General features: G+C 47.8%; 18 protein-coding genes and 1 pseudogene. 16 read left to right on the top strand and 3 right to left on the bottom strand.

Annotated elements, in window-relative coordinates; genetic code table 11:
- Positions 1 to 450: 450 nt before the first annotated feature.
- The 6 genes and pseudogenes from msrB to ACI7RC_RS18365 all read left to right on the top strand — a co-directional run bounded on the left by msrB (position 451) and on the right by ACI7RC_RS18365 (position 6,821).
- The gene (gene msrB / locus ACI7RC_RS18340) at positions 451 to 1,437 is read left to right on the top strand and encodes a peptide-methionine (R)-S-oxide reductase MsrB (RefSeq protein WP_408109659.1); all 987 of its coding nucleotides are present in this window, start codon (positions 451 to 453) and stop codon (positions 1,435 to 1,437) included.
- 205 nt (positions 1,438 to 1,642) lie between these two features.
- The gene (locus ACI7RC_RS18345; protein ID WP_408109660.1) at positions 1,643 to 2,227 is read left to right on the top strand and encodes a TetR/AcrR family transcriptional regulator; all 585 of its coding nucleotides are present in this window, start codon (positions 1,643 to 1,645) and stop codon (positions 2,225 to 2,227) included.
- Positions 2,220 to 3,212: a glycerophosphodiester phosphodiesterase family protein gene (locus ACI7RC_RS18350; RefSeq protein WP_408109661.1), complete on the top strand. Its 993-nt coding sequence runs from the start codon at positions 2,220 to 2,222 to the stop codon at positions 3,210 to 3,212. The genes ACI7RC_RS18345 and ACI7RC_RS18350 overlap by 8 nt, the downstream gene beginning before the upstream one ends.
- Positions 3,213 to 3,770: 558 nt before the next feature.
- Positions 3,771 to 4,584 (top strand): annotated as a pseudogene (locus tag ACI7RC_RS18355) (transposase); the annotation flags it as partial.
- 1,177 nt (positions 4,585 to 5,761) lie between these two features.
- Positions 5,762 to 6,190 carry an SRPBCC family protein gene (locus ACI7RC_RS18360; protein WP_408109662.1) on the top strand — a complete coding sequence of 143 codons (429 nt, stop codon included), beginning with the start codon at positions 5,762 to 5,764 and terminating at the stop codon, positions 6,188 to 6,190.
- A gap of 415 nt (positions 6,191 to 6,605) precedes the next feature.
- On the top strand, positions 6,606 to 6,821 hold the full coding sequence (locus tag ACI7RC_RS18365; RefSeq protein ID WP_408109748.1) for a BlaI/MecI/CopY family transcriptional regulator: 216 nt from the start codon (positions 6,606 to 6,608) through the stop codon (positions 6,819 to 6,821).
- A gap of 1,068 nt (positions 6,822 to 7,889) precedes the next feature.
- On the opposite strand, the gene ACI7RC_RS18370 is transcribed toward ACI7RC_RS18365, so the two are convergent.
- Together ACI7RC_RS18370 and ACI7RC_RS18375 are read right to left on the bottom strand one after the other, a co-directional pair.
- Complete coding sequence (locus ACI7RC_RS18370; RefSeq protein WP_408109663.1) at positions 7,890 to 8,558, bottom strand: tyrosine-type recombinase/integrase; 669 nt, start codon at positions 8,556 to 8,558, stop codon at positions 7,890 to 7,892.
- On the bottom strand, positions 8,555 to 9,034 hold the full coding sequence (locus tag ACI7RC_RS18375; RefSeq protein WP_408109664.1) for a tyrosine-type recombinase/integrase: 480 nt from the start codon (positions 9,032 to 9,034) through the stop codon (positions 8,555 to 8,557). The genes ACI7RC_RS18370 and ACI7RC_RS18375 overlap by 4 nt, the downstream gene beginning before the upstream one ends.
- Positions 9,035 to 9,485: 451 nt before the next feature.
- On the opposite strand from ACI7RC_RS18375, the gene ACI7RC_RS18380 reads away from it, so the two are divergent.
- From ACI7RC_RS18380 to ACI7RC_RS18395, 4 genes are all read left to right on the top strand, one after another.
- Complete coding sequence (locus tag ACI7RC_RS18380; RefSeq protein ID WP_408109665.1) at positions 9,486 to 10,691, top strand: YheC/YheD family endospore coat-associated protein; 1,206 nt, start codon at positions 9,486 to 9,488, stop codon at positions 10,689 to 10,691.
- Complete coding sequence (locus ACI7RC_RS18385; RefSeq protein WP_408109666.1) at positions 10,688 to 11,776, top strand: YheC/YheD family endospore coat-associated protein; 1,089 nt, start codon at positions 10,688 to 10,690, stop codon at positions 11,774 to 11,776. The genes ACI7RC_RS18380 and ACI7RC_RS18385 overlap by 4 nt, the downstream gene beginning before the upstream one ends.
- Positions 11,777 to 11,933: 157 nt before the next feature.
- Positions 11,934 to 12,599, top strand: coding sequence for an MgtC/SapB family protein (locus ACI7RC_RS18390; RefSeq protein ID WP_408109667.1), 666 nt, complete (start codon positions 11,934 to 11,936; stop codon positions 12,597 to 12,599).
- Positions 12,600 to 12,668: 69 nt separating this feature from the next.
- Positions 12,669 to 12,962 (top strand): DUF5316 domain-containing protein, encoded by a 294-nt coding sequence (locus tag ACI7RC_RS18395; RefSeq protein ID WP_408109668.1) that lies wholly within the window; start codon positions 12,669 to 12,671, stop codon positions 12,960 to 12,962.
- A 64-nt stretch (positions 12,963 to 13,026) separates the two neighbouring features.
- Here ACI7RC_RS18395 and ACI7RC_RS18400 read toward each other — a convergent pair whose 3' ends face one another.
- Positions 13,027 to 13,419: a nitroreductase family protein gene (locus ACI7RC_RS18400; protein ID WP_408109669.1), complete on the bottom strand. Its 393-nt coding sequence runs from the start codon at positions 13,417 to 13,419 to the stop codon at positions 13,027 to 13,029.
- Positions 13,420 to 13,635: 216 nt separating this feature from the next.
- Between ACI7RC_RS18400 and ACI7RC_RS18405 the strand changes: the two genes are divergently transcribed.
- The 6 genes from ACI7RC_RS18405 to ACI7RC_RS18430 all read left to right on the top strand — a co-directional run bounded on the left by ACI7RC_RS18405 (position 13,636) and on the right by ACI7RC_RS18430 (position 19,198).
- Positions 13,636 to 15,147, top strand: a complete 1,512-nt coding sequence (locus ACI7RC_RS18405; RefSeq protein WP_408109670.1) for a ParB/RepB/Spo0J family partition protein — start codon at positions 13,636 to 13,638, stop codon at positions 15,145 to 15,147.
- Between the two features lie 299 nt (positions 15,148 to 15,446).
- The gene (locus ACI7RC_RS18410) at positions 15,447 to 15,800 is read left to right on the top strand and encodes a DUF7768 domain-containing protein (RefSeq protein WP_408109671.1); all 354 of its coding nucleotides are present in this window, start codon (positions 15,447 to 15,449) and stop codon (positions 15,798 to 15,800) included.
- Positions 15,793 to 16,044 (top strand): antirestriction protein ArdA, encoded by a 252-nt coding sequence (locus ACI7RC_RS18415; RefSeq protein ID WP_486303981.1) that lies wholly within the window; start codon positions 15,793 to 15,795, stop codon positions 16,042 to 16,044. The genes ACI7RC_RS18410 and ACI7RC_RS18415 overlap by 8 nt, the downstream gene beginning before the upstream one ends.
- Positions 16,045 to 16,210: 166 nt before the next feature.
- The gene (locus ACI7RC_RS18420; RefSeq protein WP_408109672.1) at positions 16,211 to 16,996 is read left to right on the top strand and encodes a hypothetical protein; all 786 of its coding nucleotides are present in this window, start codon (positions 16,211 to 16,213) and stop codon (positions 16,994 to 16,996) included.
- A 331-nt stretch (positions 16,997 to 17,327) separates the two neighbouring features.
- Complete coding sequence (locus ACI7RC_RS18425) at positions 17,328 to 17,699, top strand: BlaI/MecI/CopY family transcriptional regulator (RefSeq protein WP_408109673.1); 372 nt, start codon at positions 17,328 to 17,330, stop codon at positions 17,697 to 17,699.
- Positions 17,699 to 19,198 (top strand): M56 family metallopeptidase, encoded by a 1,500-nt coding sequence (locus ACI7RC_RS18430; protein ID WP_408109674.1) that lies wholly within the window; start codon positions 17,699 to 17,701, stop codon positions 19,196 to 19,198. The genes ACI7RC_RS18425 and ACI7RC_RS18430 overlap by 1 nt, the downstream gene beginning before the upstream one ends.
- Positions 19,199 to 19,264: the final 66 nt, after the last annotated feature.

Below are 19,264 nucleotides of genomic sequence, written 5' to 3' on the forward strand. Positions count from 1 at the left end.
CCGCGTCTCGTGCGAACAAGTACTTATGACAGACGGCCTGAATGGTTTGTCTGTGCAAATGGAATTTGCGTTTGATAAGAACATTCGTTCTATACCTCGATTATACCACACGTACGTTCTTGTTTGGGGAATATTTCCGCATCAGAATGACGAGAACAAATACATGCTTCCCTGCCTATGTCCAGCGAAGAGGTTCGGGAACGGCGGCATTCATCTCCCACCTGCTTCGCTGAGGAAGGAGACTTCTGACGCAAGTTGTTAAATAAACCAATGCTGCAGGATGTAAATAGCAATCCTACAACGCGATAGATGCCCAAACAGGCTCTTCGCGTTTCCTTATGCTGAAAAAGTGATCATGGTCTCATCTGGCTGGTTTTGACGATGCCCGCGGTTATTGGTATGTTACTTATAGGAATTATTGATTTAAAGCATACAGGAGGACGAGAGAAAATGAGCAATGCAGATAACAATGTACGTGAAGAACTTGCTGCGTTCGCTGGCGGCTGCTTCTGGTGTATGGTGACGCCATTTGAGGAATTACCCGGCATCCTTCGTGTTACATCTGGCAATACAGGCGGACATACGGTCAATCCGACATATGAACAAGTATGTTCCGAAACGACAGGACATGCCGAAGCGGTGCAAATTGCTTTTGATCCCGTCCTGATGCCATACGAGAAGCTTTTGGAACTGTTTTGGCGGCAAATCGATCCGACCGACGCAGGAGGCCAGTTCTACGATCGCGGTGAATCATATCGGACGGCGATCTTTTACTATACAGAGGAACAGCGGCAGAAGGCCGAAGCTTCCAAGCGGGAGCTTGAGCAAAGCGGTCGGTTCGACAAACCGATCGTGACCGAGATTGTTCCAGCCTCGGAGTTCTATCCGGCTGAAGAATACCATCAGGATTATCACAAAAAGAATCCGCTGCGCTATCGCATGTACCGCAAAGGTTCAGGCCGTGATGCTTTTATTCAAGCGCACTGGAATACGGAAAAGGACAAAGCTTTGCTCAAAGAGAAGCTGACGCCGATGCAATATGAAGTGACGCAAAACAATGCGACGGAGCCTCCGTTTCATAATGAATTTTGGAATCATAAAGGGAAGGGGCTATATGTAGACATCGTCTCGGGCGAGCCGCTCTTTACGTCCATGGATAAGTTTGATTCCGGCTGCGGATGGCCCAGTTTCTCAAAGCCGCTCCATCATGGCAGCATTCTGGAAGTAGATGATTTCTCTCATGGCATGTTCCGTACCGAGGTGCGCAGCCGCCTGGCCGATTCTCATTTGGGGCATGTGTTCGAGGATGGACCGCAGCCGACAGGATTGCGCTATTGCATCAATTCCGCTGCGCTGCGGTTTATCCCGATGGAAGAGCTGGAACAAGAAGGCTACGGGCAGTACCGCAAACTGTTCGAGAAAGAGAACCCGAAATGACCGGCCGATGAAGGTCGAAGAAAAGCCAGCCGTTAATCGGAAGATGTTTAACACAGATAAGCTTCCCGCTGTAAACAGGGAAGCTTATTGTCATTACTAGCCATGATCTCCTGTCCCTTGGCGAAATGGTTGCGAGCAAGAGAGAATCGGTGTATAATGACCACGGTCATATATGACCACGGTCATTTTTTGTGAGGTGAGTCCGATGCGAAGGGAAGACCGGAAAAAACAGATTGAAGAAACGATTATCCAACAAGCCGTCGGGCTATTCAAGCAGAAAGGATACGATAACGTTACCGTGGAAGAAATTACGGTACACAGCGGCATCGCCAAGGGGACCTTTTTTAACTACTTTCCAAAAAAAGAGCATGTTTTGCTGCACATCGCCAATACACATCTGCAGCTCATAGGGCAGATCGTCGAGCGGCATTCGGATGGACCGCTCAAAGAACGGCTGTTGTCTATTTTCCGCGACTTGCTTGCGATCTATTTTCAACATGCTGACATACTGCGTCCGGCATTGGTGGAAACCCTTAAGTCAGCGATCGAGTCAAAGAATGAGACATCGAATATCACCATCTTGCAGGGAACGCTGCACTCGTTGATCGAAGACGCGAAACAAAGCCACTCATTTCAAAGTCGTTGGGATTCTAGCAAGATCGCTTCCATTTCGGTCAGTTTGTTTTTCCATGCTCTCATCACTGGCTCTGCGACGATGAGCGAAGGAGAAATCTATGCATCGCTACGTTCTCAAATGGATGCAGTGTGGGAGGGGATATCTGATGCGTAGACGGAAAAGAAGATTCCCGCGCAAAATCATCCTTGTTCTCCTTGCATTAGTCGCCTTCATCTATGTGAACAACAGCTCCTATCTTGCCGTGCCGCGGAGCGGGAAGCCTCTGCTGCTTGCCCACCGCGGTCTTGCACAGACCTACTCCATGGAAGGCATTACTAATGACACTTGTACGGCCGAGCGAATCTATTCCCCGGAGCATCCTTTCCTGGAGAATACGATTCCTTCTATGGAAGCGGCATTTCAGGCGGGAGCAGATGTTGTGGAATTTGATGTGCATATTACGAAAGATGAGCAGTTTGCCGTGTTTCACGACTGGACATTGGACTGTCGAACGAATGCCGATGGCGTGACGAGAGACTACACGATGGTTGAGTTGAAAAAAATGGATATTGGATATGGATATACGGCAGATCACGGAAAAACCTTCCCGTTCCGCGGAAAAGGGGTAGGGATGATGCCTTCTTTAACCGAGGTGCTTTCCCGTTTTCCCGATAAGGCCTTTTTGATTGATATCAAAAGCAATGATCCCTATGAAGGGGAACTGCTCGCTGCGTATTTGTCCGCGTTGCCCAAGCAACAGCAAAACCTGTTGGCCGTATACGGAGGTGACAAACCGATAGCGGCATTGAAGGAAAAGATGCCCGATATGCGGGTGATGTCGATGGCAACTATGAAAAGCTGCTTGATTCCTTATCTCGCAGTCGGGTGGACGGGATATCTGCCCGCTGCATGTGAACATACAGAATTGCATATTCCCGAGAAGATTGCCCCTTGGCTGTGGGGGTGGCCCGATCGTTTCCTCAATCGGATGGATCGCACAGACACCCGTACGATTGTTGTTGGCGGCGACGGTAGTGACTTTTCGAGCGGCTTTGATACGGTTGAAGATATAAAGCGCCTGCCTTCCCATTATACGGGTTGGATTTGGACGAATCGGATTGATCGCATCGCTCCTTTATATCGCGGGGCGAACGAGTAAAGTTGGCGGGCCATAACCGACAAAACACTGATGAGGCTATTGGGATGAAACGTGCACAGGCAGCAATGTACCTCCACATACTGTAGCCACAGTGACTTCCTTATTGTCAAAAGCTTGTTTCAACATATCCGGCACGTTTGTCATCATGGCCTGTCTTAATATATTCGGAATGGCATCTTCCGAATTTCCCGCCGGCTTGCCCGAAGCCCCAGGCACCAAAATCACCAAAATATTAAAAAGGTAAGTTGTTACGTTGGGTGGCAGAAGAGAGTTTTTGACGTTTTGCTTCGTATAACAATGCATTATGCGAACCATTTTTCGACCCTTCAGAAATGCCCGAATCCCTTGTCCCATAAGGCTTTGCGCCATCCAACTACTTCGCTTTTCTCGCTTTGTCTTCGCATAACTTTAATTTTCTCAGCCAAGATATACGAACCAAGCGCTTATGGGTTATTCGCAGAACCTATGAGACGGTGAAGGATGTTTCCGGAAAAAACTTATTTATTGTTGGACGGTAAATACCTCAGCGTGGTTTATTAACATGTTGGATGAATCAATCATAAGCCCGGACGTAAAAGCTATCATCCGTTAATCGCCTTTGAAGGTCAAACGCGCCTCAATCTAAATGCCGTTCTCCGTGCGGGTAATACGCACTCTTGCACGGACGCCATTTCTGAAGCAAACCTTTGAGCTACTCGGCGAGAGCCACGTCAAGTATGCGCGATTCGATAAAGGCTTCAGCGGTGTGGATTTCTACAGCCTCTGGGAAAGCAAAAAAGTAGGCTATGTCGGCAAGCTCAAATGGAAGCTACGTCTAGCCAAAGAAGTCGAAGCTTGCCGTTACTGGACCCGCTACGTTGATGAAGACTGGATCATTGAAGGAATTACCTTGTTCTACAAGGCAACCACTTGGAGCAAACCTCGCTGCGTAGCTGTAACTCGTAAAGCGCAAGTGCTGGATGATGGCCAAGGCCGTATCGTGTTTGACACAGACTGGCAGTACGAAGCGATCGTAACCAATCTGGAGTGGGAGCCCATTGATCTGTGGCGCTTCTACAACCATCGATGCTGCATGGAGAATTACATCAAGGAAGCCAAGAACGGATTCTCCATCGACCGTATCCCGACAAGCGATTTCGAAGCCAAATGAACTAGATCTGTACTCGCTTACAATTTGTTCGAACACTTTAAGCGCGATTGCTGTGAGCCCATACATCAAGGCTATACGATTGCTCGATTCCGCCCAGAATTCTTTCATTGCGCCGCAACCATCATTCAACATAGCAGAGCTGTTATTTTGAAGCTCGCAAAGCAATTCGCTAATCGCTACGTCTGGAAACGAATGGAGGCGAAAGTAGCCCTGCTCGAATGAAAATTGTAAAAACCTTACATGGAAAATCAGCGTGCCTCTTCAGTGGGAGGGGGAACCTTTATCCACATATGGATAGAGGAATGAAATTTTGCTGGATTTTTACCCACTTATTCACAGCCTCGGTGCCGAGCGCCCACATTCACAGCCCTTTTAATCACATTTACTCTAGTTTTTTTTGATATGAATAATATCCACGGTTTCGGATTTTACGGATTTTATTTTGTTGTCTTTCTTATTTATAGTACCCAACCGGTATTCTTATACGGTTTACCTATATCATTTTTGATTGAGTTGCTATTTAATAGAATCAAGATTAAGAATATGAATAGAGTACTCGTAGTAGTTACTTATATCATAACTTATGCAAGCACAGGATTTATTGGATCGTTCATATACTTTTTGGTGTTTACTGAAGGGGGGAGATTGCAAAGTTATTGGAATCAAGATTTTTTGCTTTTTTCAGAATTTGGTGTCATATCGGCTTTATTATTTTTAATTATACGATACTACGTAGAAGTAGTGTTTAAAAAATAAGATCTAACCATGAAGTCTTATTACACAGCAGATAAGCGTGGCGGTGATTTCTGCTGTCGCTCAGCGGCGGAAGAATTACATCGGACGGAACCGCTGAATTCGGCGAACTTGCTCTCACACAGCGTCAACTGGGGAAGGGGATTACTGTTTTTCCCAACTAAATCATGGCCTATTTGCCGATTTCAAGTTGCGAAAGTTGAGTTATATGCACTGAATCAGGGTGAACGTATATATGCCATATTTTAATTGAATGGTTTCGACTTGCCATTTTTCCCCCACGTTCGAGTAACACTTCAAATAACAAAGTTTTTATTTTAGAAACCTCGATGGATTGTGATTCAAAGGGTTCGGAATAATCGGAATGGAGAATAGGGATGCAGTGGTGAATGGTACCGTTATCGTCGATGACCCACATTTTACGTTTTTTTGATATGATACAGCTGCTTGAGGAGACCGAGCAGATGCTCGAAGCTAAGATAAAAGAGACTAGCCGCGAAGACAATATAGAGCTTCGAACAAAAATCAATTCTTTATTCGTAAGGTTTCAAAGCATCGTTTTGGATAGTGTCGAACGAATCAGATTGTATATCCGATCCAATCCAAAGGAATTTGTTCAACTTAAAAACTGAAGGGAGCGATATTAATGGCAACAATTCGCAAGGAAATCATGATTGAGGCCAAAGTCGAGCATGTGTGGGACGCTGTACGGGATGTCGGCGCAGTACATCGGCGTTTGGTGCCTGACTATACTGTTGATACACAAATAGATGGCGACAACAGAATTCTTACATTTGCGAACGGCGCAGTCGTACGTGAACTTATCGTTTCCGTAGACGATGAAGCACGTCGCCTGGCGTATGCGGTGGTCGAGGGACCTATGCCGCTTAAGCATCACCATGCTTCGTTCCAGGTCCTTGCAGAAAGCGACAGTCACAGTCGTCTAATCTGGATTACCGATTTTTTGCCCGACGAGCGGGCTATGGATGTCCGGGCGCGCGTAGATCGGGGAGCTGAAGTTATGAAGCAGACAATTGAGGCAGAAATTAAGAATGGACCAAGTAACGGTGCTTGAGTTGTAAGCAACGTATCCGGAAAAAACAATAGACATCTAGCGCGAGCAAACGCTGATACCGAACATGACCGCCTTGTCAGGAAAACTCTATGGCGATGATGAGGTCAGGGGTTTGATCTCCCTTGGCTCCACCTAAATTATCGAGAACGCCTTCCTGATGGAGGGCTTTTTGTTTTATTGTCGTAGGCCCCGTTTAAAATGGTACTACTATCTTAAACACTCAAACGATAGAGTTGCCGTCTATTTATGTCTTTATAACTGAGTCAGGTCCTTTATCGAGAAGATATCTGATTTTACGGAACAGTATGGTGTATATAAATTGGGGTAGTATCAGCGAAGCTGACACCAACCGCAAAGTGTATGGTTAAATTTGTAAGATAAATACGTTAATCAGAGCTGAATTTTTCGAGGCTGTATTAGCTTCAAAAATGAAGGAAGACTGAAGTTCTATTATCCTTTAATCAGCCAGCAATTGTACACTCAACAGGAACCGGAAAGCTTCTTCAGTCGCATCCATCATAACTCTTTTAAAAGCTTGTTTGCATCGCTGACAGGCGGTCGCACAATTAATCGAGAGCCACTTGATGAATGGGCGGAAATCGTCAGGAATACAGGAAAAGGGGATGCATAATACCTGGTTTGCAACCATGATTGAGCTTTCAGCCTTCTCAGTTATTACAATCCTTCTAGTTGCATGGATCAGCAGATTTACAGGTGAGCGATATCGTCCGCAATGGCGCTATTTTATATGGCTTGCTCTAGCTCTACGTTTAGCACTTCCTATAGAATCGCAACTGCCGCAAGGCATCCCCGTGCTCACGATACCAAACATCGTCTTTGATCAATCCATGTCCAATTCCAATACGTTTGTTGCAAATATGCCTTCATCTGAGGGGACGTCAACCGAAACTGAGGATGTGGGCGGATTGAGGTCCACTGCAAATACAACACCTTCCAGGTTTTCGACGGATATTCTAACTATTATATCTTGGATATGGCTGAGGGGAGCAGCAAGCTATTTATCCTGGTGGCTTATCAATTATTGGCTTATAAAGCGAAGTTTAAAAGCCATTTCGCGACCAGTCGGTCCGATGAGCTTACACTGAGTTTGGAACAAGATCGGATACCTGGAAAGACCCTCCTCCTGGCCGATGAGTGGAATGAGTCGGCTCGTACATGTCTGAAAAGCGGTAGAAAAACTTGTCGAACCAATACTCTCGGAGAGGGGATTAAAGCATAGAGATGAACCTAAAATCAAATTCCCTTTAGCCTTTAATTCAGGGTAAGAGGGATTTTGGGTCATATTTTGTATATGTAGACTTTTCTCGTTTATGAAAATCAGCAATGCGGAAAGCGAGTATCGCATCGTTCAGTTGTTTATAGAAAAATTATTATCTGAATCGGACCGATACACTCAGGCTTAAGTTCCCGATCATTTTCCGACCCTGATAACGGAACATGGAACATTGCGCTATACTGTCAGTTCAGTGTCCCTAGAAGTAGAGAAGCAGTCAAATGTGCTTCGTATGGTACGAAAATTGACAGTGTAAATGTCATTTCGCAACCTTAAGGGTGATGACGTTTATGATGCCGCAGTTCAGCGAGTCGATCGTTACTTCCATCATCTGCGGCCGAGAAGAGGCATGGTTAGCTAATCATGTGAAGTGAAGACATCAGCACAGTCTTCTCTTCACATCTTTTAAATAATTCGTTTCATATGTTTGACCGGGCTAAATTTTTTATGTTGCTCCTTGATGTCGCTGCTAAACAATTCCACATAGTAATCGACCATATCAAGCGTGGCATGTCCCAGAATGCGCCGCAGCGTAAAAGGGTCGCCGCCGTTCATAATGTAAAACTTGGCCATCGTATGCCTGAATGTATGAGGAGAGAGCCTAACTCCTGTAATATCTGCTAAACGACCGTACTCTTGCATTTTTGACTGCAACGCTCTTATGCTGATTTGTTCATTGTTGATGTTGACAAACAGAGCATCAGTCTCCAGATCGCCGCGTATGTCCAAATAACGGCGAATGGTCTTTGCACAATGTTGTTGAAATGGAACACGCCGCGCTCTTCCACCTTTTCCTCTCGTGATACGAATTTCCTGCTCTTTGAAAAAGAGATCACCTGTTTTTAAGTTGCACAGCTCGCTTATGCGCATTCCTGTCTCCAGAAGCAGCGCCATCATGGTAAAATCCCGATTTCCGGTAAATGTTTTTCGGTCAGGTTGTTCCAGCAATGAAGCAACCTGCTCCTTGGTAAAGGTTCGCAGCATCAGCTTTTCGGCTTTGACGACATGCAACGCTTCGGCGATATTTTCAGTGATCCATCCTTCCTCGAACAAATACCTCAAAAACTGTTTCACTGCTTTAATTCGACCAATGTTCCTCGCTCAAGTAAATAACGTTTCAGCGTTTCAGCGAGAACATGTTGAATCGGTACTAGTCGGAATTTCCTGCCTTTGCCTTGCTGTACTCGAAGTACGCCTTCGTCAAAAAGCATATCCTGGATTTGAATGCCTGCCAGTTCTTTCAACCGAATGCCGGTATCGAGCAGTGTCAACATCATGACGTAATTGCGGAGTCCGGTAAAGGTTGCACGATTTGGTTGCATGAGCAAATGATGCAACTGCTCATCGGTAAACGCATGTGTCAAAGACGGTTGAACTTTGAATGGTTTAAGCGCAATGGCAATATTCGATTCCATCCAACCTTCTGCAAAGAGAATTTTGAAAAACTCTTTATAAATGTACAAAATACAAATTCTTGGTCCGGATTGCCAGTCCTTCGTCAAGAATACTTGGTATGATGTGATGATGAAGAAGATCAGGGCATAGGTCATTCCATCGCACATGTTGGACGACGAGATATTGATGAAGCTTTTCCAGTCCGTTACGGAATCTGCGGATGGTTTCTTTAGTCAAGTTTCGGGACTTGCAGTCTTGAAGAAAAAACTGGACGGAATCATCCCGTGTGACGTTCATGATGGAGCCATTCTGATTTTGCACTTCGCATATCCTCCCTATGGAGTTATGCGAACCAAAGCGGATATGCGAAGTAGAGGGGAGGGACTCGTATAACAATTGGATATACGGTTTCGTATAACTTTCATGAAAAACCGGGTTATTTGCAGTCGTTTGGAACAAATTTACAAACAGCTAAATCCCTTGATACATAAGGGTTTTCCGTGGAAGTCTGAACTCACCTCCTTCTGGCTCATATAACGGCCTATACACAGAACGTAAGGCCTGAATAGATTGTCAGGGAGAAGCCAGATGGGAAGGATGTCCAAGGTGAACAGACCAATAATCGGCATTTTAACTTGGCGAAGTGGACAAAAATTTGCAGAGCCCGGTTATTTTCGCCGTCTGCTGCAAGCGGGGCGGGAACTGGGGGCGATTGTGTATTTGTTTGCACCGCAAGATGTCTTGCCGGAGGACAGAAGGATACGCGGGTTTACGCCGGGACACGGACGGGACTGGGAAAGCCGTCTCTACGCCTGGCCTGACATTGTTATTGACCGCTACCGCTACTATCCGACTCCACGCCACGTCGGCTACCTCCCCTTTCGGAGACAGGAGCTGTTTCGCTATGTGAACAGCCCATTGGCCAACAAATGGAGCGTTTATCAGGTGCTGGCGGCCGATGAGCAGATGCGCCGTTGGCTACCGGAAACCTATATCTACCGTTCATCCTTGCTGCCTGGCATGTTGGAGAAGTATTCCCGGGTGTACATCAAACCGGCGAACGGAACAGGCGGCCGCAGCATTTTGCGGATTGAGCGGACCACCAGCGGTTTTCGGATAGCCGGACGGACGATGCGGCTAAAAAGGGTGGAAGGGCGGGTGAAAACACTCTCGGGGCTGGTTCGGAAGGTAAACCATTGGGTGGAAACAGAGATGCTGGCCAAGGAGAGATGCTTGATCCAACAAGGACTGGTCTTGGATCTTTTACCCGACCGCACGGTAGACCTTCGCCTGCTCATTCAGAAAACAGCTGATGGCCAGTGGGATGTGACTGGACAAGGAATCCGGATGGGCAGGAAAAACAGCTCCATCTCCAATCTGCACGGTGGGGGAAAAGCTCTGCCGGCAAGCCGGTTTCTGATCCCGAAGTTCGGACGGGAACGCACGCGCGACATTCTCGGTGAGTGCCACAATCTAGCGATACGGACGGCGCAGACGCTGGAGCAGCACTATGGACGGATGATAGAATTTGGCCTTGACATCGGGATTGATGTAAAGGGAGAGGCTTGGCTGATCGAGGTAAATCCCAAACCTGGGAGGGAGATTTTTCACAAGATCGGGCAGCATGAACGCTACCGCAAAGCCATTCGCCGACCGTTGGAATACACCATCTTCTTGTTGCGCCAAGGTTCACAGCCAGCAGAACCGGCAGCGGAAATGTCGAAGGAAGATGGCCCTGATGAGCTGACACTTCGCGAGGCTGCCAATGAAGCAGCAGAAGAGACAAACGGCGGAAAGGGTGCTTTCTCGTGAGTAAACCCGTAATCGGCATCCTGACATCACGGGAGGGTAAGAGATTTGCAGAACCTGCATACTTTCGCCGGCTCATTCGGGAGGGGAGGAATCTGGGAGCAGTCGTCTTTCTCTTTTCGCCTGATGACGCAAGAGAGAGCAGCCGGCGGGTGAGAGGCTTTACCCCGGCGGCCCAGGGCGGCTGGGAGGAGAGATGGTATCCTTGGCCAGACGTGGTGATTGACCGGTTCCGCTATACACCTACGCCCGCATTCAAGCAATATGTGGCCTTCCGCAAGCGATCCGGCCTGTTATTTGCCAACAACCGCTTGGCCCATAAGTGGAACGTGCATCAGGTACTGTGGCAGGATGAACGAATGCGCCGCTGGCTGCCGGAAACCTATGCGTACGACAGCGGCCGGCTGCAGACTTTGCTGCGCAAACACCGCTCCGTTTACGTCAAGCCGAGCAATGGTACGGGGGGTCGGGGCATCTTGAAGATCGAACGGAAGGGCGGCGGATTTTTGCTGCAAGGGCAAAATCAACAGCGCAGCCGTCGTTCCGCCGCGCTTTCAAACTCACGTGAACTTGTCCGCTGGGTTGATCGCTGGGTCAAAAACAAAAAGTTTCTGATTCAGCAGGGACTTGACCTGCAGCTCATCCCCGGACACAATGTCGACATTCGCCTGCTGATCCAAAAAAATGGTGAAGGGAATTGGAGTATAACGGGTGCAGGTGCAAGGGTGGGCGGCAGAAAGAACATCGCTTCCAATCTGCACGCCGGCGGAAAAGCCGTCCCGGCCGCCGCGTTTTTGACACCGCTGTTCGGACGGGAGCAAGCGGAAGCGATCCTGCGGGAATGCCGCGAATTGGCCTTCCAAACGGTGGAAACGATCGAGGACCATTATGGCCGGATGATGGAACAGGGATTGGACATCGGCGTCGACGCGAACGGCAGGGTATGGCTGATCGAAGTGAATCCCAAGCCCGGCCGGGAAATTTTCCGGGAGATGGGGCAGCGGCAGAACTATCTGGAGGCAATCCGCAAGCCCTTGCAGTACGCACTTTACTTGACCCGGTCAGTCGCCAAAATTCATACCTCGTAAGGGGAATACGGAAAGCCGCCTGAGATAGGGCGGCTTTCCCGCATAGGAAAAGAAAGCGGCCATCAGCCGGGCGGAGGGTTTGTTGCTCAGGAAAAAGTCAACTGCTATAATAGGGCAACAATTGTGGATCGTAATTCGAAGCAAGGAGCGTGATCACATGGAATTCAACTTTTTGCTGAGGATGGTCGTCGCCGGGTTATGTGGTGCTTTTATCGGGTTTGAGCGGAAAAATCGCATGAAAGAAGCCGGGATACGAACTCATTTTGTCGTCGCCTTGGGTTTGGCGCTGATGATGATTATTTCCAAATACGGCTTTCAGGATCAGATCGGCTGGAGCAACCTTGGGCTCGACCCTTCCCGGATCGCGGCACAGGTAGTGTCAGGGGTCGGGTTTCTCGGGGCGGGCATGATCTTCATGCAGCGGCAGACGGTAAAGGGATTGACGACAGCGGCTGGCATCTGGGCCACCGCCGGGATCGGGATGGCTATCGGTGCCGGGATGTACTGGGTGGGAGCCGGTACGACTGTTTTCGTCCTGTTCGCACAAAAGCTGCTGCATGGTCGCTTTCACTGGTTGGCTGCCCCGAAATCAGACCAGATGACCATCCGCTTTGACAACGAACCGGGGAACATCAATCAGATCCTGGAACGGTTGAAGGAAAAGAACATTACAATACTCAGTTTTCATGCGGAAAACGACGCCAACGATCCTTCAGAGATTATTTTGGAAATTTTCATAAAAATTCCAGGCGCTGTTACGATTGAACAACTTCTCCCGATCATTCAGGAACTCTCCTCTGTCAGGTCTGTTGAAGTGGGATAGGATGGGTAACTTTTGCCAGACTATTGCGTAAAAGGTAGAAAGGACGCAGTAAGCAAGGGGGAGGACAAGATGTTGAAATCCTTCGTCGTCGGGCTTGGCTTGCTGGCTTTGATCGCGCTGGCTTCGCTTGTCATGGGAGATTGGGGACTGATCAGGCAGCTGACAGGGATCGTTGGATTTGGGCTGCTGCTGCTGTCAGCCATCTTTTCCGGGGCATTGCTAAGCGGCGACCGCATCAGGGCAAATTACGCTTTTGAGGACAAAGAAGAACGCAGGACCCGCTTTAGATGGTCGGTCCATATGCTGTTGGCCGCCCTGCCTAGTATCGTCGTGTTTATGCTGACGTTAAAGTTTGCCAATTAGACGGGACGCCGGAATCATCATTTGCTGTGAATGAGTCCGGCGTCGTTTTTACGAGTGAGGTCGCTTACCCGCGCAGGGTTGGTCTGCCGAATTCGCCCTCGAACAGCGACTCGGCCAGAGGGCGGCGGTCAGATGGCTTTTCCCGTTCCCGATAAGCGTCCGGCAGGGCCTCAGCGCTATCGCGGTAACCGATGCTGACGACAGCCTGCAGCTCGAATTCGTCTGGAACGCGAAGGATTTCCCGGGCTTTGTCGCGATCAAATCCGCCCATTGCGTGCGTGACCAGCCCTTTGCTTTCTGCCTGCAGGGCGAGAAAAGCCCAGGCCGCACCGGCGTCAAACGCATGAGCGCGGCTTTGTTCGCCTTTTGCCGTCGTTTTTTTCGAGAGGATCACGGCCAGCACCGGGGCTTTTTGGCACCAGGCGAGGTGGGGACGTATATAATAGGAAAACTGCAAATAGCCCGCTATAAGGGCAAAAAAATAAAATATGAGCTATCACATTACACAGGATACCGCCCCATTGGACAAGCAGGGCGGTATTTCTGTGTCTGGATAGCGATACTTCGGGACAACATGGCCCGAAGTCAAAGGAGGGATGGCTTCATGCCAACTGGGCTTGATTGAAATCAGGCCCTTTTTTCATGCCATAAAACGGACAAGGAGGTAGAACGCATGGCAAAAAATGAGCCAAATAAGCCGGATGAAATGAAAAACGTGCCGGAAAACGAAGCTCCTGTGAAAGAGCAGATCGTTCCCATTGAAGCGGCAAAGATTGCCGACAAGGCCCCCGCCCCGGAAACAAGCACGGGGGAAGCGGCGACAACAGCCCCAAAAGATCAAGCAGCTTCAAAGGGAATAGGCGAAGCCAAAGCGGGGCCGCCCCCTCCTGCTAGCGGTGAGCGTATCCCCACTCCCGGAGATATCGTTGTTTCCTTTGACAAGATCAAAGAGATGGTTTCCGAGAAACAGGCGGCGAGAAAGGAAACAGAAAAAAGCGACCCTGCCACTGAAACGGCACAGTCCAACAAGACCGGGCCGAAAGCCGGAGAGAATCGGCAAGGACGGGCAAAACCGCTTCAAGAAATTGGGCAGAACAATAAGCCGGAAACCAGTCGGAGCAAGAGCGCCGAAACAGCGGTCAAGAAGCCTGCTGGCCCTGCCAAACAGGAAAAAGCATCAAGAGTCGTAAAAACCGATAAACCTGACAAGCAGAAACAGGTTGCAGGACGTGGCAGAGGACGTTCTGTTTCCGCAAAATCTACGGAACAGGCGCAGCAGTCAGCGCCATCTTCGGAACTGCCGCCCGAACCGAGCGAAGCGCCCCGGTCAGGCAAACAGGAGCAGATCGTCTATCTGAACCTTTCCGAGCTTCATTCGTTCAAAGATCATCCTTTTCAAGTCCGCAATGACGAGGAAATGGCGGCTATGGTGGGAAGCGTCAAGGATAAAGGCGTCACACAGCCCGCCATTGTGCGCCCACGCGAAGATGGCGGTTATGAAATCGTATCCGGCCACCGCCGCCAGAAAGCCAGTGAATTAGCCGGGTTTGCGGATATGCCCTGCATTATCCGCAACTTGACGGATGAACAGGCGATTACGCAAATGGTAGAGGACAACACCAACCAGCGTGAACATATTCTGCCTAGTGAACGGGCCAGAGCGCTGCACATGCAGTTGGAAGCCATTAAACGGCAAGGCGTGCGAACCGGCAACGGGCAACGCTCCAACGAGGTTGTAGCCGAGCGCAACAAAATGACGGTGAAGCAGGTTCAGCGATATATCAAACTCAACGAACTTGTGCCCGACTTGATGAAAATGGTAGACGAAAAAAAGATTGCCTTCACCCCGGCCGTGGAACTTGCCTTTATCAAGCCGAAAAATCAGAACTATATCGCGATTGCCATTGAGGGTCAGCAATCGTCTCCCTCTCTTTCACAGGCACAGCGTATGCGCGACCTTGACCAAAAGAAGCTATTAAATCCAGATGTGATTGATGGCATCATGCTAGAAGAAAAAAAGGAGGTAGACAAAGTGATTATTTCCAGTCAGGAATTGAGCCAGTATTTCGGCAAGGATAAAACCCCTCGTGAAATGAAGGATACCATTATCAAACTGCTTGATGAATGGAAGGATAAGCAACCGGAGCTTTCCAAGCCGGAAAAGAAAACAGACAAGGAAAAGTAATGACTTCGGGCCAAGTTGACTCGAAGTTCTTTTTTTGTGGGGCTTTGCCCCACCCCCCAAAGCTCTAAGGATAGTTAATTATCCCCGTCGCCACTTTCGATGTAGCATAGCTGGGAAAATCGGTCAAGAGCTTGCCGCCGGAGGCGGTGCTTCGCACTCTTGACCGATTTCTCCCGGCTATGCTTTAAGGTTGTCAAGCGACGGGGATAATCATCCTTTGAGCCGCTCCCTTTCCAAGATTGGAAAGGGCGGGGGGATAGGTTGATGGCTTTACGAACTTTGAACGGAGGTACTTTATGATGAAACGACCTTTAGCCTATATTACCGCCGCATGGAGCGGCGATCACAATGCGGATACTGAGCAGGCCGCGCAATATTGCCGTGCCGTCTATGAAGCCGGATTTTCTCCCGTTTGCCCTGTCTTGTATCTTCCGCTTTTCCTGAATGACGCCATCCCGGAGGAACACAAAAGCGGCATTGACATGAGCCGGGATCTGTTGCGCCGTGCTCATGTGCTTGTGGTGTGCGGAAGTGATATTGACGAGGATGTAAAAAACGATATTGCGGTTGCCGGGCGTCTGAAGATCACAGCGACCACATTAGACGGAATTCTGACTGTGCAAACGCAAGGCCGGGTCAAAGACCATGCTTGAAGCCTATGTGACCAATCTTGGCAAATACAACGAAGGCCATCTCATCGGTGAATATCTGAAACTTCCTGCTACTACCGATGAAGTACAGGCCCTTTTGAAGCATATCCATGTAGACGGAGTACGCTATGAAGAAATTGTTATTACCGATTACAAAACTGACATTCCTGGCTTGCGCAATGGTTTAAGCGAATATGAAAGCATTGACGAGCTGAACTATCTGGCTACTCTATCGGCGGCTCTCTGACCGCATTTGTCTTGAACACGGATTATCTGTCATTACCAATCCGAAGCTCCGCAGCAAGGGGAAATTCAAGCATTATGGCGAGTGGCTTGGCGGTAATAAGCCGCAGACTTTTCAGGAAAAATTAAAAACGCAGATTGATGTTTGCCTTGCAACAAAGCCGCGAGATATGGACACGTTTTTGCAAGCTATGGCGGCGGCTGGCTATGAGGTCAAACATGGGCGCGGCGGTACAATCAGCTTCCGCGCAAAGGGGCAGGAACGCTTCACCCGGCTTCGAGCTTCTACGCTTGGCAGAGGCTACGGTCAGGAGGACATACGGGCTATCATCGAGGGCCGCAATGCCTTGCCGGAGAGCCGGAGCAAAGCACCGCACAAGGTTAACCTCATTGTGGATATTCAATCCCGCATGAGAGCTGGAAAAGGCCCTGCCTATGAACGGTGGGCGAAAATATTCAACCTCAAGCAGATGGCGGCGGCTTTACAGTATTTGCAGGAAAACGGACTGGCGGAATATGAGCAACTCGCGCAGAAAACTGTAGAGCTTTCAGACCGTTTCCATACTCTATCTGACCGCATAAAAACGACCGAATCGGCTATACGCGTCAATGCGGAACTACAAGCGGCGATGGTCGATTATGCCAGAACTCGACCCGTGTTTGAGGGATACAAGGCCGCAAAATACAGCCGGAAATATCTTGCGGAGCATGGAGCCGACCTTGCCGCCTATCGGGCGGCGCAGGATACGTTTCGGCGCTTATTGTCCGGGGCGAAGCTCCCCAAAATGAATACACTCAAAGTGGAAGGCCGGGAGCTTGGGACAAAGAAAAAAGCCGCCTATGGTGAGTACCGGGCGGCAAGAAAGGACATGCAAGAGATTGTGACCGTAAAGGCCAATATTGACCATCTGCTCGGCCTGACGGACGCGCAGAAAAATAAGGAAATGGAGCGATAGCGACATGACGCAACATGAGGTGCAAAGCGCCGACTTCGGGCCAAGTTGGCCCGAAGTTGCAGGGTTTGGGGAAGGCACTCCCCAACAAGCAATTTTTGAGTTTTCCCGCAAGGGAAAATCTCAAAAATGAGCAAGTGTCAATACACTTGCCCTGCTTGCTCTGACTTCGTTGGCTTTCTGCATTCGCTTTTAGTGATATTACTGAGAGCATAAATAAAAGTATTGACATATTGCTCTAATCGTTATAGAGTTATATTACTCTACAACAATTAGAGCAATAACAAATTCGACTTATTTAAGCAACCATGCGATTCTAAGGAGACATCATATTATGAACAAAATTCATAAAATGACAGAGTCAGAAAAAGAAATTATGGATGTTTTATGGACAAGCAGCCAACCATTAACTACAAATGAAATAATCCAAAATTTAACTAAAAGTAAAGCGCAAACTACGGTAATAACTTTTTTAGCCCGGCTGATGGAAAAAGGAATTGTTAGGGCCAAAAGAATAAGCAAGGCTAACTATTACGAGCCTTGTATCACGAAACAGGAATACTTGAATGCTGAAACAAGACAATTTATTTCCGACATTCACAATGGTTCTGTATTCGGACTTATAAATGCTTTATGCGATAGCGGTGATTTAACGAAATCGGATATTGAGGAAATTATGGAGCGTCTACGTAAAGAGGAGTGGTGATGCTAGTGCTAATTGGCCTATACAATCAGCTATTGATTATGTCAATAATAGCTGGATTGCTATACCTTATTCTTAAACTATTTAGTATTGCCACACATAAATATTTTTCGGCAGCTTGGCATTATTACACATATTTGTTGATAAGCACATTTTTCCTAATCCCGTACTATTCCGTGTTGTCAGCGTTTAATACATTTACTCGAAAAACTGCTAAATGGGCACAGTCTCCCTTAATTGAATTAGGGCTGCCACCTTCTGATATTATCTCAACGGTTAGCACTAGCACTATTCAAATATCCCCAAAAAGTCACGAAGTGTTTTCGTACATAAGATTGCTTCCTTACTTCTTAATGGCTGGGACATTGATATTTATAGCAGTCGTTGTTTGTAAGAATATCCGGATAAATCGGCGTATTTTTATAGCATGTCAAAAAACGGATGATAGAGTGCTATTGGATATACTTTCAGAGTGCAAACGCAGCATAGGTCTGAAAAAAGAGATACCGGTATACATGTGCAGTTTCATCGGCACACCCTTAGTCACCGGTCTTTTCAGACCCCGTATTGTTTTACCCAACATCGAATTCAGTTCTGAAGAATTAGGTTATATCTTCAAACATGAATTGACACACATAAAAAAATATGACGCATGGATAAAGCTGCTGTTGCTTTTCATCAATGCCCTGCATTGGTTCAATCCGCTTGCTTATATAATCAGATTTGACATTGACCGCTTCTGTGAAGCGTTTTGTGATAAAACAGTTACTGGGTCAATGAATAAAGAGGAAAGGAGAAAATACTGCGGGTTAATTTTAAGCGTACTTTGGAACGTTGCAGATCAAAACACTAAACTATTTTCCGCCTTTAGCGATAAGCGGAGCATCGAATGGAGAATTTATTTAATCATGAAAACTGAAAAGAGTAAGAGATGGGTTCGTAGGGCGGCAGTTGCATTTACATTGTCATTTGCATTGCTAGGCACAGGCTTGGCATACGCCGCAACCGGAACTGGTTCCGCAAATGCCCCTTTGTCTACCAGTGGCACAGCTAATGTATCAGGTTTATCTGCGGATTTTGAAAATATGGAGGTCGGCGATATTGTTTATGTCGGCGATATTGCCATCCAAAGAGTTGCGGATGACGCCCAAGGTCCCGGTGATTCCATGGTGCAAACTACAACAGAAGGTTTTAGTGTAAGCGACTTTGCTGGAAATCAGAGCTTGGATAAAACATTGTCTCTCAACTCCACGTATAAATACTGGTTCATCTGGATCGATAATACCAGCAGCAACAAAATCAATGTTACGATCGGTAACGATGAAACCACTCAAACCAATAACTTCCACCAAATACCGAAGGGAAAATACTATATTTGGTCGACAAACGCATGGCCGACTAGTAGCCAGACGGTAAGCTTCTCTAACGGTGCAGGAATGTATGGCAGTGCAGCTGCAAGACTTTGTTCTACGCTTGCCGAGGCAGAGGCTCATAATGGTTAACACTGAGAAAGTTCATTGAAAAACGTATTCCGATTTTAATCCTATATAGATTCAAAAGCTTAAGAC

This window comes from Brevibacillus sp. B_LB10_24 (assembly GCF_046036945.1).
Lineage (GTDB): Bacteria > Bacillota > Bacilli > Brevibacillales > Brevibacillaceae > Brevibacillus_C.

Excerpts from the sequence above, each read along its gene's own strand:
- ACI7RC_RS18415 (WP_486303981.1), top strand. The coding sequence starts at position 15,793 with ATGCTTGAAGCCTATGTGACCAATCTTGGCAAATACAACGAAGGCCAT.
- ACI7RC_RS18430 (WP_408109674.1), top strand. The coding sequence starts at position 17,699 with ATGCTAGTGCTAATTGGCCTATACAATCAGCTATTGATTATGTCAATA.
- ACI7RC_RS18410 (WP_408109671.1), top strand. The coding sequence starts at position 15,447 with ATGAAACGACCTTTAGCCTATATTACCGCCGCATGGAGCGGCGATCAC.
- ACI7RC_RS18425 (WP_408109673.1), top strand. The coding sequence starts at position 17,328 with ATGAACAAAATTCATAAAATGACAGAGTCAGAAAAAGAAATTATGGAT.
- ACI7RC_RS18360 (WP_408109662.1), top strand. The coding sequence starts at position 5,762 with ATGGCAACAATTCGCAAGGAAATCATGATTGAGGCCAAAGTCGAGCAT.
- ACI7RC_RS18395 (WP_408109668.1), top strand. The coding sequence starts at position 12,669 with ATGTTGAAATCCTTCGTCGTCGGGCTTGGCTTGCTGGCTTTGATCGCG.
- msrB (WP_408109659.1), top strand. The coding sequence starts at position 451 with ATGAGCAATGCAGATAACAATGTACGTGAAGAACTTGCTGCGTTCGCT.
- ACI7RC_RS18345 (WP_408109660.1), top strand. The coding sequence starts at position 1,643 with ATGCGAAGGGAAGACCGGAAAAAACAGATTGAAGAAACGATTATCCAA.
- ACI7RC_RS18390 (WP_408109667.1), top strand. The coding sequence starts at position 11,934 with ATGGAATTCAACTTTTTGCTGAGGATGGTCGTCGCCGGGTTATGTGGT.
- ACI7RC_RS18405 (WP_408109670.1), top strand. The coding sequence starts at position 13,636 with ATGGCAAAAAATGAGCCAAATAAGCCGGATGAAATGAAAAACGTGCCG.
- ACI7RC_RS18350 (WP_408109661.1), top strand. The coding sequence starts at position 2,220 with ATGCGTAGACGGAAAAGAAGATTCCCGCGCAAAATCATCCTTGTTCTC.
- ACI7RC_RS18375 (WP_408109664.1), bottom strand. The coding sequence starts at position 9,034 with ATGACCTATGCCCTGATCTTCTTCATCATCACATCATACCAAGTATTC.
- ACI7RC_RS18420 (WP_408109672.1), top strand. The coding sequence starts at position 16,211 with ATGGACACGTTTTTGCAAGCTATGGCGGCGGCTGGCTATGAGGTCAAA.